This window comes from Massilia sp. MP_M2 (assembly GCF_039123635.1).
Classification (GTDB): Bacteria; Pseudomonadota; Gammaproteobacteria; order Burkholderiales; family Burkholderiaceae_D; genus Telluria.
Genome location: NZ_JBCHJF010000010.1, coordinates 34547 through 47446 on the forward strand (window position 1 = coordinate 34547; position 12900 = coordinate 47446).

The following is a 12900-nucleotide window of genomic DNA, read 5'->3' on the forward strand; positions in this document are numbered from 1 at the left end:
ACCGGTTATCCATCGGTGCCCAGGCGGCCTTCGGCGATGCGCACGCGCGGCGCGACGGCGCACATCAACTCGTAGCCGATCGTGCCGGCGGCCTGCGCCACGTCGTCGATCGGCAGACCGTCGCCCCACAGCGTGACCTTGCTGCCGATACGCGCATTGGGTACTAGCGACAGATCGACCGTCATCATGTCCATCGAGACGCGGCCGATCAGCGCCGTGCGCACGCCATCGACGATCACCGGCGTGCCATGCGGCGCGCTGCGCGGGTAGCCGTCGGCATAGCCGCAGGCGACGACGCCGATCGTCATCGGGCCTTCGGCCACGAAGCGGCTGCCATAGCCGACCGTGTCGCCGCGCTCGATGTGCTGGATGCCGATGATTTCCGAGCGCAGCGTCATGGTCGGGCGCAGACCGAAATCACCCGCGCTGCGCCCGCCCGGCGTGCCGCCGTAGAGCATGATGCCGGGCCGGACCCAGTCGTTCTGGAGGTATTCAGCCAGTTCGGCTTGATGCAGCACGCCGCCCGAATTGGAGAGGCTGCGCTCGCCGGGCAAGTCGCCGGCGCCGATCTGGAAGCGGCGCACCTGCTCGGCGATGGTCAGCAGCGGGTGCTCGAGTTCGTCGGCGTTGGCGAAATGCGTCATGTGCGTGATATTGCGCACGTCGGGGATCGCGCGCAGCCGTTTGTAGGCCGCCGCGTAGTCGTCAGGGCGCAAGCCAAGGCGATTCATGCCCGTGTTCATCTTCAGGTAGACGTCGATCGGGCGGTAGAGCTGCGTGTATTCGAGCAGCTTGATCTGTTCGACCGAATGCACTGCCGTGACGATATTGTGTTCGGCCAGCAAGGGCACATCGGCGGCTTCGAAGAGTCCCTCTAATAAGAGGATCGGCTTGATCCAGCCAAGTTCGCGCAGGCGGATGGCGCCTTCGAGCTCGATCAGCGCCAGGCCGTCGGCGGTGGCGAAGCCGTGCATGGCGCGTTCCAGGCCGTGCCCATAGGCGTCGGCTTTGACGACCGCCCAGATCTTCGCCATAGGCGCGCAGGTGCGGGCCTGCGACAGATTGTGCTGCATCGAGTCCGGGTGGATGGTGGCAAAGAGTGGGCGCGGCATGGTGGGGGATCGAGGTGAAATCGGTACGCAAAGTTGGAGTGGCTATTCTACCGGAGCAGACCCCGGGCCGTTGCCGGTCCAGCCACGGTGCATCGTATGGGCTTCGCCACGCCAGCCATTCATGGTATAAAGCAACCCGGACCGAACTTTAGAATTTTAGAATGAACCGTGGTTTTTATACCATCATGGCGGCGCAGTTCTTCTCGTCGCTGGCAGATAACGCGCTCCTGTTTGTCGCGATCAGCCTGCTCGTCGCAATGGACGCCCCGGCATCGCTGACTCCGCTGCTGAAGCTGTCGTTCGTTCTTTTCTATGTGCTGCTGGCCGCATTTGTCGGCGCCTTCGCCGACGCGCTCAACAAGGGCCGCGTGATGTTCATCGCGAACATCATCAAGGTGTTCGGCTGCGCGCTGATGTTCTTCACGGTTCACCCATTGATTTCATACGCCGTCGTGGGCTTTGGCGCGGCCGTGTATTCGCCCGCCAAGTACGGCATCCTGACCGAGCTGCTGCCGCCGGAAAAACTGGTGCCGGCCAATGGCTGGATCGAGGGCTTGACGGTGATGTCGATCATCTTCGGCACGGTGCTGGGCGGCACGCTGGTCAGCCCGCGCGGCTCGGGCTTTTTGCTCTCGTTCGACCTGCTGCCACGCTTTGGCATCGACACCCCGGCCGAGGCGGCGATGGCCGTGGTCGTCGCGATCTATATCCTGGCCGCCATTTTCAACCTGCGCATCCCGGACACCGGTGCCCGCTACGAACACCAGGAACGCAATCCGATCAAGCTCATCACCGACTTCGCCAATTGCTCCGCCACACTGTGGCGTGACAAGCTGGGCCAGATTTCGCTGGCGGTGACGACCCTGTTCTGGGGCGCCGGCGCGACGCTGCAATTTATCGTGCTCAAGTGGGCCGAAGCATCTCTCGGCTTGCCGCTGGACCAGGCGACCAATCTGATTGGCGTGGTCGCGATCGGCGTCGCGCTGGGCGCCGCGATGGCAGCCCGCATGATCCCGCTGCGCAAGTCACTCACCGTGATTCCGATGGGCATCATCATGGGCCTGGTGGTGACGAGCATGGTGTTCGTGACATCGGTCACGCTGGCCTACCCGCTACTGGCCTTCATCGGCTTCCTGTCGGGCTTCTTCGTGGTACCGATGAACGCGCTGCTGCAGCACCGCGGCCACGTCCTGATGAGCGCCGGCCACTCGATCGCGGTGCAGAACTTCAACGAAAACCTGTCGATCCTGACGATGCTCGCTGCCTACGCAGTGATGATCACGCTGAACCTCGACCTGAACATCATCATCGTCATCTTCGGCCTGTCCGTCGCCGGCATCATGCTGCTGATCCAACGCCGCCACCTGATGAACCAGCGCGAACACGACTCCCTCGGCCTGATCGGCGAAGGCAAACACTAAATTAGGGTCAGTGTCGAATTGTTTGACAACGTTTCGCCTGGCCCTTTTCCCAGTGGCTTCCCCTGCTCGGCATATGCAGCAGGCAATAGCTCGAGCCAGTCACTCTGTCCCCGCTTTTTCCGCATTCGCGAGAAATTGCTCAATAATTCAACTCTGACCCTAATTGCTTGGCAAGCCTGAACTTGCCGGCTCACACGCATTTGTCAGCGGTTTCCGAACCGATTCAGTCATCGGCTGAATTAGATGCTGGCAGTCAATCTAGACGAATCCAGCAAGCAAAAAAATAATGGGGGTCAGAGTCGAATTGTTTGACAACTTTGAGGAATTGCCCATTAAATCTACACTGACCCTAGTTTGTTTACCGGGCTAAACAGCTGAGCGGGAGGCAGGGTCGGGGGCGATTTATCAGGCAATTCGAAAAATTGCTCAATAAATCGACACTGACCCTATTTGTTGGGGGCGGTTTTGGGGGTGGCGCGGGTGCGCCAGTCGTTGGGGACGATGAAGCCGCGGTCGACTTCTTCCAGCGCGTTGTCTTGTGTGCGAACGCGCGCGATCAGGGCGGGGGTGTTTGAGATGGCGAAGCGGTCGGTCAGTTCGGCTGCCAGTTGTGCGCGGGTGGTGGTCCAAGTCGGTGAAGCGGTGCGTAGCGGCGCCAGCCATTCGAGTTTTGGCAGGATGACGTAGCTGTCGTCGGGCAGATTGCCCAGCTCGCTAATTGCGCACCAGAATCCGCGGCAATGGCCTTGGGTGATGCCTTGCATTGCCGGCCAGTTGCCGGCGGGATAGAACAGCCAGCCTTTCACCAGCGCGCGTGCTTTGCTGACGGGACGTGGTAGCTGCGCTTGCGCCGCCGGGTGTTGCCCAAGCGCCAGTTGGCGCTCGAAGATCTTGCGCATCTTCAGGCCCAGCGTGTCGGCCAGGTTCGGGCCCACCAATGTATCGAGGCCCCCATCTGCGCTCTCGCCTTGCAGATAGAACTTTGTTGCGAATTCGATGTGTTCCAGCGCATCCGGACCGTTTTCCAGCAGGAAGTCGAATTCGCCGACCGTGTCGTTGCGGTTGGCGCGAATTTGCAGGCCGTGCGCGACCAGCCGCCCCTGCTGCGCGAAGTAGAACGCCATCAGCTTTTCAGCGTACAGCCCCAGTCGCGTGTACGGTTTGTCGCCGAGCGCGGCGTTCAGCGCCGATGGGTCGGCGTCGAGCTGCGCCAGCCAGGTAGCCACGTCATGCGTGACCGGGGCCAGCGTGGCCACGCGCCCGGCCCATGCGGGTGCGGCGCCGTCGAGCAGGTCGGGCGAGTCGAGCAGCCAGGCCAGGGCGCGCACTGGTGGCAGCGTCAGGTGCCGCCAGCGCGCGTGGAACGCGGCCTGGTAACTAGGTGCGGGGTTCAAGCGAGCGCGCCCGGCACAGGTCGGCCCAGGCCAGCGCCTTGTCGGCGCCGCGCAGCAGCAATTCGCCGGGATGCAGTGTAGCGACCAGCGGCACTGCATTCAACGCGTGCACCTGACCGCGCACGCCTGCCAGCGGCTCGTTCAGCGCGCGGCCCAGCAGGCCGTTGGCCGCGACCTGGCCCATCGTCAGCACCGTGGTGGCGCCCGTCAGTGCCAGCTCGCGCTCCAGGAATGGCCGGCATGCCGTGATTTCTTCAGGCGTCGGCGCACGCTCGCCACCCCTGGCATTGACCGGACGGCACTTCACCAGCGGCGTGACATACGCATCGCGCTCGCGCGACAGGCCGACCGCGTGCAGCATATTACCCAGCAGCGTGCCCGAATCGCCCGTCAGCGGCTGGCCGGCCTGCTCGTCGAGCGCGCTTGGCGTGCCGGCGGCGATCAGCCAGCGCGCCTGGCGCGGTCCGCTTCCGTACACCGGCTTGCGGCCGTCACCGCATGCGCACTCCTTGCAGCCGGCAATCGCCTGGCGCAAGCCCGCCCAGTCGAGCGTTGCGACGTCGGGCGCGGTTGGCGCGGCAGGACTGCCATCGTCCCACGCGGCGTCGGTGTCGACGGGTGGCGGATTGCGATACGGCGGCGCCGACAAGGGCGTCATGCCGCGCGCGACCGGCGCAGGATCGGGCACCGGCACGGGCGCAGAAGCAGACACCACCACCGGCGCAGCATCAACAGCGGTGTCAACAGCGGTGTCAACAGCGGTGTCAACAGCGCTAGCGACAGCATCGCCAGCAACCGCATCGGCCACCGGCCCGGCCGCCGTGCGCAACTGCCACAACGGCCCGATCCCCATCTCGTTCAGGAACAGCGCATCGCGCCCGCTCACGGTTTTCATAAATCCAGCCTCATCACGATGGCATCCTCGCGGCCCGCAGCGCCGGCCGGATAATAGCCCTTGCGGCGCCCGATATGGACATAGCCATGGCGCCGGTACACGTCCAGTGCGCGCTCGTTCGATGGCCGCACTTCAAGCAGGATCGACGTCATGCCCTGGCTGCGCGCGCGCGCCGCGAGCACGGCCAGCAAACGCCGCCCCAGTCCCTGGCGCTGGCGCGCTGGCGCCACCGCGACGTCGAGCAGGTGCGCCTCGTCGAGCGCATACATCAACAGGTAGTAGCCGACCAGCGCGCCCGCGGCATCGCGCACGGTCCAGCAATCGTAGCCGCTGTTGAGCGAGTCGATGAAGTTCCCGCGACTCCAGGGAAAAGGAAACACGCTCACCTCGAGCGCGCACACCTCACCCACGTCGGCCGCCGTCATCGGCGCCAGTTGCAGGCCGAGATCGAGCAGGTCGCTCATGCGCCGGCCTTGGCGGCATTGATCACCAGGCGCTCGGCCGTGGTAAACGCGATCTTGTTGCGCAGGTAAATCGGCTGCGCCTGCGCCGCCGGTACGCCCTGCCCGGCCGCCAGCGCGCCAGCGGCGAGCAGCGCCATCTCACGCGCATGCGGCACGATGTCCGCCATGGCGCCAGCAGCGAAGGCCTGCTCGGCGAAGGCATCGGCATACGCCCCGAAGCCATTCCCGCATGCCTGCAGACCAGCCACCGCCAGCGGCGCCACGGCCTGCGGCGCGCTCAGCGTAGGCGCCACGACTTCGCGCCATGCGCCATCGAAGCGGTACTGCGCCCAATAGACTTCGCCCATGCGCGCGTCGAGCACCGCCAGCACCTCGGTCGCGCCGCAGCGCGCCCGGCAGCTTTCGGCCATCGCAGCCAGCGTCACCATCGGCAGCACGGGCAGGCTGGCGCCGTACGCCAGCCCCTGCGCCACGCCGCACGCCGTGCGCACACCGGTGAACGAACCGGGCCCGGCCCCGAAAGCAATCGCGTTGCAGCCGGCCAGCGCAATACCGGCTTCGCGCAGCAGTTCCTGCACCATCGGCAGGATCGATTGCGAGTGGCTTCGCACGCCGGCCGTAGCGCGGGCGATGACGACGTCGTTGACCAAGAGCGCGCAAGACGCCAGCTCGGCCGAGGTTTCAATGGCAAGGATGGTAGGCATGCGGTATTTTAACCGCTTGGCCGGGCGCCATCCATGCCGCTCGGCCTTCCCCGCCACATTGCAGCGCAACACGGAGTAAAATGCGCTCCATGCATAGCCTGACCCTCGATTCCTCGACCCTCGATGCCGCCGTCGCCGCCGTCCATGACGACGCCTGGACGGTCGCCTGCCTGTGCGCCGCCTGGTGCGGCACCTGCGCGACCTACCGCGCCACGTTCGAGAGCCTGGCCGCGCGCCACCCGGACAAGCACTTCATCTGGATCGACATCGAAGACCAGGCCGCCCTGGTCGGCGACCTCGATGTCGACAACTTCCCGACGCTGCTGCTGCAGCGCGGTGACACGGTGGCCTTCTTCGGCACGATGGTGCCCGATGGCGGTGTGGCCGATCGCCTGATACATGCCCAGGCCGACATCGCGCCGGCCGAACTGGCGCGTCTGGCCCAGTCGAGCGATGAGCGCCGCCAGTGGCAGCGCGACTGCAATCTGCGTGTGCTGCTGGGTAGCGCGGACTAACCCTGCCCGCCCCAGCGCGCCAGAATCTCATCCGCCGCCACCGGCTTCCCATACAAATACCCCTGCGCCAGATTGCACCCATGGCGCAGCAAAAATGCCGCCTGGTCGGCCCGCTCGACACCTTCAGCGATCACCGACAGGTTCATGCTCTTGCCAAGCTGGATGATGGCAACCGCAATGGCCTCGTCGTCCGGCCCCTGCGAGATATCCTTGATGAAGCTGCGGTCGATCTTGAGCGTCTGCACCGGCAACTGCTTCAGGTAGGCCAGCGATGAATAGCCGGTGCCGAAGTCGTCGATCGCCAGTCCCACGCCGATCGCATGCAGGTCCTTCACATACTGCAGCGCGTCGCCCGTGTTCATGATGATCGACTCGGTCACTTCCAGCTGCAGGCGCTGTGGCGCGAGGCCGGTCGATTCCAGCACCTCGGTCACGATCGCCGCCATGCCGCCGCGCTCGAACTGGCGCACCGACAGGTTGACGGCGATCTTCGGCATGATCAAGCCCTGCGCTTCCCACGCCACCATCTGGCGGCAGGCCTCCTGCAGCACCCACTGGCCAAGCTGGCCGATGAAGCCGGTGTCTTCGGCCAGCGGGATGAATTGTCCCGGGCCGATCTGGCCCAGTTCGGCGCTGTTCCAGCGCACCAGCGCTTCGGCACCGGTCAGGCGGCCGCTGTCCATTTCAACCTGCGGCTGATACGCCAGGTAGATCTCGTGCTTCTCGATCGCGCGGCGCAGCAGGCCTTCCATGCGCAGGCGCTCGACGCCGTCGCCGCTCATCGACGCCGCGTAGAACCGGTAACCGTTGCGCCCGCGCGCCTTGGCCTGGTACATCGCCACGTCGGCGTTGCGGATCAACATGTGCATGTCGTGCGCGTCCTGCGGATACAGGCTGATGCCGACGCTGCCGGTGACGAACAGCTCGTAGCCGGACACCATGAACGGCTGCTCGAACATCGCGATCAGCTTGGCCGCCACGCGGGTCGCGCCGGCGACGCCGCCGATATCCTCGAGCAGCACGATGAATTCGTCGCCGCCCAGGCGCGCCAGCGTGTCGCCTTCGCGCAGGCACCGGGCCAGCGCACTGGCGGCCTGTTTGAGCAGCTCGTCGCCGACGTGGTGCCCCAGCGTGTCGTTGACATTCTTGAAGCGATCAAGGTCGATGAACAGCACCGCGAGCTGCTGGCCGTCGCGCTGCGCGCGCGTCATTGCGTGGCGCAGGCGGTCGTGGAACAGCAGGCGGTTCGGCAACGCGGTCAAGGGATCGTGGTGCGCCAAGTGGTCGAGCTGGTTCTGCGATTCACGCGCGCGCGTGATGTCGCTAAAGACCGACACATAATGCGTGATCGCGCCAGCGTCGTCCCGCACTGCGGTGACGGTCAGCGATTCCAGATACGCTTCGCCATCCTGGCGCGTATCCCAGATCTCGCCGCGCCAGAAGCCCGTTTCATCCAGTTCGCGCCACAGCTTGTGATAGAAGTCGTCATCCTGGAGCCGGCCACGCATCATGCTCGACTCGCGCCCCACCGCCTGCTCTTCGCTGTAGCCGGTGATGCAGGTAAAGGCCGGGTTGACGGCGGCGATCCGCCCCGTCACGTCCAGCACCATCACGCCATCGGCAATGTGCTCGAGCACCGTGGCCGACAGGCGCAGCTTTTCTTCGGCCAGCTTGCGTTCGGTGATGTCGGCGAACACCCAGATGCTGCCTTCGTTCGGATGCGCCGGGTCAAGCGCCGAGCCGCTCACCAGGCACCAGAACAGACTGCCATCGCGATGGCGCAACTGGTGTTCCTCGCCCAGGTCGAGGCGCCGCGCCAGCATTGGGTACTGCGTCATGGCAGTCTGTTCGTAGGCCGCGCTCGTGGGATACAGGATCTCGGTCGATTGGCCAACCATCTGACCCTCGTCGTAGCCGAACAGCGCTTCGCCGCGCCGGTTGCTCGAGACGATGCGGCGCTGGCGCACGAACAGCACGCCGAACATCACGTTGTCGAGGATCGCGCCCTGCTCGGCCAGCAGCGCTTCGATGCGCACCTCGTTGTGCTTGCGCTCACTGATATCCGAGATGATGCCATCGATCCGCACCGCGCCGTCCAGCGCGGCCGAACCTGACAAGCCTTGCGGTTGCCCGCTTTCCTGCACCCAGCGCTCGACGCCGTGGGCATCGATGATCCGGTATTCCAGCTGATAGGCGTCGCCGACGCGCGCGGCATGGCGCACCGTGTGACTGTACCTGCGCCGGTCTTCCGGGTGCACGATATCGGTCCAGTCGTGGGTCGTGGCGCCCATCATGCGCTCGGCCGTATGGCCCGTGATGTCTTCGATCGCATCGCTGACAAATTCAATGGACCCGCCGGCGCGCACACGGAACACCGCCCCCGGCACCTGGTTCACGATGCTGCGAAACTGCTCTTCGCGCCGCGCGATGTCGGCGAACAGGTCGCGAATGGCCAGGCGCATCCGTTCCATCTGCCGGCCCAGGCGTCCCAGTTCGTCGGATACCGACAGCGCCAGCGGCGTATCGAAGTCGGCGCGCGCGAGCCGGTCGGAAAAGCGCATCAGGCGGCGCAGCGGCGAGAGCAGGCGCCGCCGCAGCAGCAGCGCGATCAGCAACAGCGAGACCGCCACTTGCCCCGCCACGACCAGCGCATAGTTGCGCTGCTTGCTGCGCAGCTCCTGCTGGCTGAGGTAGTCGTCCATCTCGAGGCGCACGCTGCCGATGGTCTCGCCGCGCATCACGACCGGCCGTTCGGCGCGCAGCACGCGGCCGAGCGGGCGCGCCGGCGAGCGCACCTGCAGCGCGACCTCACCTTTCGGACCATGGACCTCGACCATGACCACGGCCGGGTCGCGCAGTATCGCATCGAGCAGCGGCCGCGCCGTTTCCGGGTCGAGGTTCCAGAGCGACTGCTGCACGCCGAGCGCGAGGATCTCGGCATGGCGCTGGAGGGATTCGTCGAGCTCTGCGGCAACCGCGGCGCGCTCCTGCACACCAATCAACAGATAACTGCCCACCGCCGCCGGCCCCGCCAGTCCGACGAACACCACCAGCAGCAAGGCGCGGTACAGCGAGCGGCTATACAGGCTGCGCAGGCTTGACAGGATGGTGGGCTTCGTGGATGCGGGATTGGACATGACGTTGACGCCGCCGGCGCTCGCCGCTGGCACTGCCTTTACTGACATTATGTTGGAGACGCAATTATGCGCTGTCGCTTGCTATGCGTCACTCGCTAACGGCGGGTCACCGCGGCATGCCGATCGGCCGGACGCTCGCGCCGGCAGTGCGCGGCAGGAATTGCTATGATGGATTGTCATGTACACGTTTTCAACGGAGGAAAATCTGATGAGTCATTCCCTGTATGCCGCTTCGGTGCCGGTATTTCGCCAATTGCTCAACGCGCTGGCTGACGTCCTTGAAAAGACCGAGGCCCATGCGCTGGAGCGGCGCATCGAACCGGACGCCCTGCTCCAGGCCCGCCTGTTCCCCGACATGTTCCCGCTCGCACGCCAGATCCAGCTCGCCACCGATTTTGCCAAGGGCGCCGGGGCGCGCCTGGCCGGCATCGAATCGCCGCGCTATGAAGATGGCGAGCGCACCTTTACCGAACTGCAGCAGCGCATCACGCGCACCGTCGGTTTCCTGGACACGCTGGCGCAAGCCGACATCGACGCCGGTGCAACCCGCCCGATCACCCATGGCAGCGGCGAACGCGCACGCCACTTCGACACTGGCGCCGTCTATCTGACCCACTTCGCGATGCCGCAGTTCTGCTTCCACGTGACGACCGCCTACGCGATCCTGCGCCACAACGGCGTGCCGATCGGCAAGCGTGACTTTATCGGCAGCTATTGATAAGGCAATCAATAAGACAACGGGGCCGCGGTCACTTGTTGCGGCGCGGGTAGCCCTGCGCCAGGATGCGCTGCCAGACCAGTTCCTTGGCGTCGGCGCTCATCGACACCCAGTGGGCGACCTCGGCGACCGTACGGCCGCAGCCGCGGCAGATTTCATCGAACGTGGTCGAGCACACTGCCACGCAGGGCGTATCCGGGCGCCCGGCTGGGGTGCCAGGCGTCGCAGGTGAAGACATCGATGCGGGGCCGGCCCCGCCTGCTTCAGGCCGGTCCGACATGGAGCTTGTCCCAACCGTCGTGCCCGAGCTGTTCCATCGTCTCGATATTTTTTTCAAAGATATCTTCCGCCTGCGGGAAGGCTTCCACGGCGCGCGCGATGCTGTCCTCGCGCAGCAAGTGCAGGATCGGGTACGGCGCGCGGTTCGTGTAGTTCGAGATGTCGTTGATATCGGTATCGGCGAACTGGTACAAGGGATGGAAGCTGGCGACCTGCAACTCGCCGTCGAGCTGCATATCCTCGAGCGCGGCGTCAGCCACGTCCAGAAACTCGTTGTAATCCTCGAAGTCGCCCAGCACGAACGGGTGAATGATCAAGGTGGTGTCGATCTTTTCGGCATCAGTGTCGGACAGGTGCTGCAGTTCGTCCATCAAGGTTTCAAGCAATTGTTCGGGCGTGGTTGCGCTCGCAACGATGTAACGGACCTGCTCCTTGACATACACGGCCTTGGCAAACGGGCACAGGTTCAGGCCGATCACGGCGCGCTCGAGCCAGTTGCGGGTTGCCGCGACGATGGCGTCGTCGTCGGCGTTGGGGTTGGGGGTACTCATGGAAAACTTTCGATAGCAATGCAGACAGCAAAACCCGGATTGTACGCACTCTTTGCGTGCCCTCATAGATCGGCCCCGATCCGGGCGTAACGTTGGCGGGTCGGTCCGCAAGCACGCCGGATAACGATACCGGATCATCCCTGCTGCTGACCGAAAACGCCCTCAGTTCATTAATTTCGATGATCCTGGTGGCATCTTCTGTTTTCATGATGTTAACGTACGCGATTCTGAGGGCCATTTTTATTGTAACGAAGACGTCATACATCTTGACTCGCTCAACAATCCCTCCGTACACTGCCTCCTTGTCCTCGGTCCGTTCGTTCCTGAACGCAACACTGGAAAGCTATGCACAACACGAAACGTCCTACCTTCGCACTGGCTGCATTGGCCCTCCTGGCAGCGTCACCCCTCAGTTTCGCCATCGACGCAGCCACGCTGCCAACCATCCAGTCTGGTGCAGTGGGCAGCCGTACCGCTCCAGCACCGTTGCAACTCCAGGGCAAGCTTGATGAATACCGCGAGACCGACGTCTGGGGCCGCATCCGCAGCGGCTACGCGATTCCCGATCTGAGCAACGCACTCGTCACCCGTCATACCCAGGCCTACGCCAATCATCCCGCCACGCTGTCCCGCATTTCCGGCCGTGCCTCCCCTTACCTGTACCACGTGGTGTCCGAGCTTGAAAAGCGCGGCATGCCGACCGAACTGGCACTGCTGCCGGTGATCGAATCGGCCTTCAACCCGCAAGCCATGTCGAGCGCCAACGCGGCCGGCCTGTGGCAGTTCGTGCCGGGTACGGGCAAGGATTTCGATCTCAAGCAGAACATGTTCAAGGACGAGCGGCGCGGCGTGGTGGCATCCACCGATGCCGCCCTGAGCTACCTGCAACGCCTGTACACGATGTTCGGCGACTGGCCGCTGGCCCTGGCCGCGTATAACTGGGGCGAAGGCAATGTGCAGCGCGCCATCAAGAAAAACCAGGCCGACGGCAAGCCAACCGACTTCGAAAGCCTGGCCGATCTGATGCCAGCCGAGACGCGCAACTACGTGCCGAAACTGCAGGCGGTCAAGAACGTGATCGCCAATCCCGGCCTGTATGGCGTCGTGCTGCCAGCGATCGACAACCAGCCCTACTTCACCACGGTCGACAAGACCAGTGACATCGATCTGGCGGTCGCAGCCCAGCTGGCCGAAATGCCGCTCGATGAATTCAAGGCGCTCAATCCGCAATTCAAGAAGCCGGTCATCATCGGCGGCGCGCAGACGCAGATCCTGCTGCCGAAAGAAAACGCCGAGAAATTCCATGTCAATCTGGCGCAATGGGGCCAGGCGCTGTCCACCTGGACCACGCACAAGATCACCGGCGCGCGCGTGAGTATCGCCTCGCTGGCCTCGAAATTCGGCACCACGCCGGAAGTCATCCGCCAGGCCAACAATATTCCAGCGCAGTCGCTGCTGAAAGTGGGCTCGACGATCCTGGTGCCCAAAATCTCGACCTCGAGCCACAACGACATCGCCGAGAACATTATCGACAATGCCGTCGTTGCATTCGAAGCTGACCGCGGCATCGTCAAGCGCACTGCGGCGCGCTTCAAGACCAAGGCCAGCGCCAGCACCAACACCAAGCGCATCGCCCGCAATACGTCGTCCAAGCGCAAGCAGCGCTGATCACGTGCCGGCACCCCCGCCCCGGGGGTGCCGGCTGTGATC

12 protein-coding genes are annotated in these 12900 nt (G+C 64.4%); 4 read left to right on the forward strand and 8 right to left on the reverse strand.

Annotated elements, in window-relative coordinates:
• Window positions 1–5 precede the first annotated feature (5 nt).
• A complete protein-coding gene (gene alr / locus RCH14_RS19210) occupies window positions 6–1112 on the reverse strand; it encodes an alanine racemase (RefSeq protein WP_343027706.1) in 1107 nt (368 codons plus the stop codon).
• 161 nt (window positions 1113–1273) lie between these two features.
• On the opposite strand from alr, the gene lplT reads away from it, so the two are divergent.
• Window positions 1274–2533 carry a lysophospholipid transporter LplT gene (gene lplT, locus RCH14_RS19215; RefSeq protein ID WP_343027707.1) on the forward strand — a complete coding sequence of 420 codons (1260 nt, stop codon included), beginning with the start codon at window positions 1274–1276 and terminating at the stop codon, window positions 2531–2533.
• Between the two features lie 446 nt (window positions 2534–2979).
• Here lplT and RCH14_RS19220 read toward each other — a convergent pair whose 3' ends face one another.
• From RCH14_RS19220 to tsaB, 4 genes are read right to left on the reverse strand one after another with little or no spacing between them, the layout of a single operon-like run.
• Window positions 2980–3927, reverse strand: a complete 948-nt coding sequence (locus RCH14_RS19220; RefSeq protein WP_343027708.1) for a DUF1853 family protein — start codon at window positions 3925–3927, stop codon at window positions 2980–2982.
• Window positions 3911–4822 (reverse strand): uracil-DNA glycosylase, encoded by a 912-nt coding sequence (locus RCH14_RS19225; protein WP_343027709.1) that lies wholly within the window; start codon window positions 4820–4822, stop codon window positions 3911–3913. Before RCH14_RS19225 ends, RCH14_RS19220 begins: the two co-directional genes overlap by 17 nt.
• Window positions 4819–5286, reverse strand: coding sequence for a ribosomal protein S18-alanine N-acetyltransferase (gene rimI, locus RCH14_RS19230; protein WP_343027710.1), 468 nt, complete (start codon window positions 5284–5286; stop codon window positions 4819–4821). Before rimI ends, RCH14_RS19225 begins: the two co-directional genes overlap by 4 nt.
• A complete protein-coding gene (gene tsaB / locus RCH14_RS19235; protein ID WP_343027711.1) occupies window positions 5283–5990 on the reverse strand; it encodes a tRNA (adenosine(37)-N6)-threonylcarbamoyltransferase complex dimerization subunit type 1 TsaB in 708 nt (235 codons plus the stop codon). The genes rimI and tsaB overlap by 4 nt, the downstream gene beginning before the upstream one ends.
• Window positions 5991–6079: 89 nt before the next feature.
• Between tsaB and RCH14_RS19240 the strand changes: the two genes are divergently transcribed.
• Complete coding sequence (locus tag RCH14_RS19240; protein WP_343027867.1) at window positions 6080–6505, forward strand: thioredoxin family protein; 426 nt, start codon at window positions 6080–6082, stop codon at window positions 6503–6505.
• Here RCH14_RS19240 and RCH14_RS19245 read toward each other — a convergent pair.
• Complete coding sequence (locus tag RCH14_RS19245) at window positions 6502–9642, reverse strand: EAL domain-containing protein (protein WP_343027712.1); 3141 nt, start codon at window positions 9640–9642, stop codon at window positions 6502–6504. The genes RCH14_RS19240 and RCH14_RS19245 overlap by 4 nt on opposite strands.
• 208 nt (window positions 9643–9850) lie before the next feature.
• Between RCH14_RS19245 and RCH14_RS19250 the strand changes: the two genes are divergently transcribed.
• Window positions 9851–10360: a DUF1993 domain-containing protein gene (locus tag RCH14_RS19250; protein WP_343027713.1), complete on the forward strand. Its 510-nt coding sequence runs from the start codon at window positions 9851–9853 to the stop codon at window positions 10358–10360.
• A 31-nt stretch (window positions 10361–10391) separates the two neighbouring features.
• On the opposite strand, the gene RCH14_RS19255 is transcribed toward RCH14_RS19250, so the two are convergent.
• Both RCH14_RS19255 and RCH14_RS19260 read right to left on the reverse strand, forming a co-directional pair.
• Complete coding sequence (locus RCH14_RS19255; RefSeq protein ID WP_343027868.1) at window positions 10392–10598, reverse strand: DUF1289 domain-containing protein; 207 nt, start codon at window positions 10596–10598, stop codon at window positions 10392–10394.
• Between the two features lie 25 nt (window positions 10599–10623).
• The gene (locus tag RCH14_RS19260; protein ID WP_343027714.1) at window positions 10624–11190 is read right to left on the reverse strand and encodes a DUF1415 domain-containing protein; all 567 of its coding nucleotides are present in this window, start codon (window positions 11188–11190) and stop codon (window positions 10624–10626) included.
• 345 nt (window positions 11191–11535) lie between these two features.
• On the opposite strand from RCH14_RS19260, the gene RCH14_RS19265 reads away from it, so the two are divergent.
• Window positions 11536–12858 carry a transglycosylase SLT domain-containing protein gene (locus RCH14_RS19265; protein WP_343027715.1) on the forward strand — a complete coding sequence of 441 codons (1323 nt, stop codon included), beginning with the start codon at window positions 11536–11538 and terminating at the stop codon, window positions 12856–12858.
• Window positions 12859–12900: the final 42 nt, after the last annotated feature.